The following is a 3,251-nucleotide window of genomic DNA, read 5'->3' as shown; positions in this document are numbered from 1 at the left end:
CATTACCATGAAATATATCAAAACCATAAAAACAATAGTACTATTGCTAAGTACGTGTTTTGCATTTGCACAAGAATTACCACAAGTAGTTCCTTTATCTCCCGAGGCATCTTCCATTTTTAGATTTAATGAAACCCCAGTTTCGCTATACAATGGAACTCACAATACAAATATTCCTTTATTAGAGATTAATTCAGGAGGTGTATCGATTCCTATTTCATTAAGTTATTCTTCAAGAGGAGTTCAAGTTACTGATGTTGCTTCAAGAGTAGGTATGGGTTGGACCCTGAATTATGGAGGTATGATTTCCAGACAAGTTAGAGGAAGGGCTGATGAGCTTAATAGTACTAATGGACTAACTTATAATACGATGAGTGCCTATTATGAAGATTATGATGAAAGATTATCAGTATTAGTGAATGGAGAAATCCAAGGGTCTCAGTATGATTTTTTACCAGATAAATACATGCTGAATTCTAACCTTTATAGTGGTGAGTTTTATATGGATAATAATAACCCGCAGATTCTAACTCAAAAATATAGTAATATTAAAATTACAGGCAATACAGGTTCCGGTTTTCAGGTGATTGACAATGCAGGTAATAAGTATACATATGGTTATAATTATAAAGAGTACGATCGAACTTTAGCATCAGTAAGAGTAGATATGGGAGTTGGAGCAGAATATCCTTCACCAATTAATGAAGGAGATATTTATAATTCATGGAATTTAGAGACAATAACTACTGCCACAAATCATCAAATTCAATATATATATGTACCAGAAGATGTAGGTCTATTTAGAAGAGCAGGAGATGTTGAGCATATTTATTCAGGAGATTATCAAGCAGGTAATCCACAAGTATCTTGTAATTATAATAATACTATATCACATCAAAACTTAATAAGTGAAATTAAATTCAATGAAGGTAAAGTGAAATTCATTAACCAAACAGTTAAAAGAGAAGATTTAGCTAACGGATATGCATTAGACAGAGTTGAATTGTATAATGTAAAAAATGAATTAATCAAAAAGATAAAATTTAATTATGTATATAAAATAGGATTTGAAGATAATAATATTAATTATCATTTAAGATCTGCTGATAATATGGCTTTGAAAAGGTTGTTTTTAACATCGGTTGTTTTTATAGATTTAATTACCAATGAAGAACAAACCTATAGCTTTGAATACGACGAACAATCATTGCCAAGTAAACATTCCAATTCTATTGATTCTTGGGGTTATTACAATGGAAAAAATAGAGGGCAATATTTACGATTTATTGATAATGAAGCAAATTCATCTGTTGACCCTGTAAAAATGCAAGCAGGTATTCTTAAAAAAATAACCTATCCTACAGGTGGTTCAACTGTATTTGAATACGAACCTAATTTATTGAAAAATAATTTACCTTCTGAAATTAAGATTCAAGATCCGAATCCAGCATTTTATAAATCAATAGTGTTATCAATTATTGAGCCTGAAGCTTATAATACAACTACAGGTAGATATGAAAAAGCATTTACTGTAAACAATTTAGTTAACAATAGTCCTACTACTAATGTAAACCTTTCAATACCTAAAGATTTTCCTTGTCGATTAATTGATCATACAAATAATACTGTAACCAATTTAAGTACGGGAAATAACCCTTATTATGGTTTAACAAATGGTTCTTATACTTTGGTAGTAGATCCAAGAGATCCAAGTTGGAATCCTTATCCAGACCCTAATAATCCTACTAATCTAATGGAGAATAGTTTTTTGGTTTCTTTAAATTTTAAAGAAAGAGAATACAATCATAGTTATCTATTGTTTGGACCTGGAAATAGGATTAAAAAAATCACCAATTATTCTGCAAATGGTATAGAAGAAAATTCTAAAAAATATGAATATGTAGATAGTAATGGAATCACTACGGGTTATTTGTTAAGTGTTGCAGCTTTTATGACACACCTTCCTAATTCTCCTGATGGTAATGGATATCATCATACACCTAATTTGCCAGGTGGATTATATAGTTCCTATATGAAAGATAATTTTGGTTATGCCATGGTAAATGAATATGTAACTGATAAGTTCAATAATAAGAAAGATAAAGTAACAACTTATTATAGTTTAATTCCTGATGTTGGAAATTATTTTAAATTTCCAGTACATCCTGTTTCGGATAATGAATGGTTAAGAGGAAAAGAACTGCTTCAAAAAGTGTATAAAAAAATAAATGGCAATTATAGCTTAGTAAAAGAGATTGAAAACGATTATTTGCTGTTTGATGAATATCATTTAGGATTGTATACAAATATTTTGACTAATGAAAATAATAATGAAATATACATTAATTATCATAACAATATTGAATATACCAATCCTTTTCAAATTTTAGATATTGAAAAAGATAAGAGTGTGAATATTCCTTTTTCAAATGTCTATCAAAGAAACAGAACAAAATTTGCCTATCCTTATGCAACTGGTTGTCCAATATATGATGAAGAAGGTAATGATTCTTTTGGGTATAGAACTTCATTCTTTACAGGAGGAACTTTAGATTTAGCTTCCACTAAAGTAACGGATTATTTTGAAAACGAGTTAGTGGAAACCACTACTATTTACGATTATGATTATAATGAACACTACAATTTAGCTAAAACAGCCAATACCAATTCGTTAGGAGAAATCTTAGAAACTCAATATTATTATCCTTTAGATTCTGAAATGAGTACCAAACCAGTTGTGAATGATTTGAAAAACAAAAATATGGTGGGTATGCCTTTAGTAGTGCAATCCTATAATGGAACTGAGAAAACGTCTGAAGTAGAAACCGTATATAAGAATTGGAATGATAATTTACTAGCTCCAGAAATTATAAAAACCTCTAACGGAGCACTTGCTTTGGAAAATAGAGTGAAATATAATCTTGTGGAGGATACTAATGGTAATCCTTTAGAAGTACAACAAGAAGGAGGTGTACTAATTAGTTACATTTGGGGATATAATGGGACATTGCCTGTTGCTAAAATTGAAAATATTGCCTATAATAATATTCCCAATAATTTAATAATAGATATTTACAATGCGACTATTACAACTCCAAGTAATTCGGGTGCTCCCGAAAGTGTTGTTTTAGTAACCTTAGATGCTTTAAGAAATGATCCTGCTTTAGCCAATGCTATGGTAACTACTTATACGTATAAGCCTTCTGTAGGAGTTAGCACCATTACGGATCCGAAAGGGAATCGTATTAGTT

The 3,251-nt window shown here is 30.1% G+C and carries 1 protein-coding gene; it reads left to right on the top strand.

Annotated features, from left to right (window positions below; genetic code table 11):
* Nucleotides 1-7: 7 nt before the first annotated feature.
* Nucleotides 8-3,251 (top strand): hypothetical protein (locus tag NHF47_RS17030; RefSeq protein ID WP_252766119.1); only part of this gene is annotated, 3,244 nt, incomplete at its 3' end.

Source organism: Flavobacterium sp. NRK F7, assembly GCF_024054195.1.
GTDB lineage: Bacteria > Bacteroidota > Bacteroidia > Flavobacteriales > Flavobacteriaceae > Flavobacterium.
Note: the sequence above shows the minus strand (reverse complement) of the source record. Positions and strands in the feature narration are given on the sequence as shown.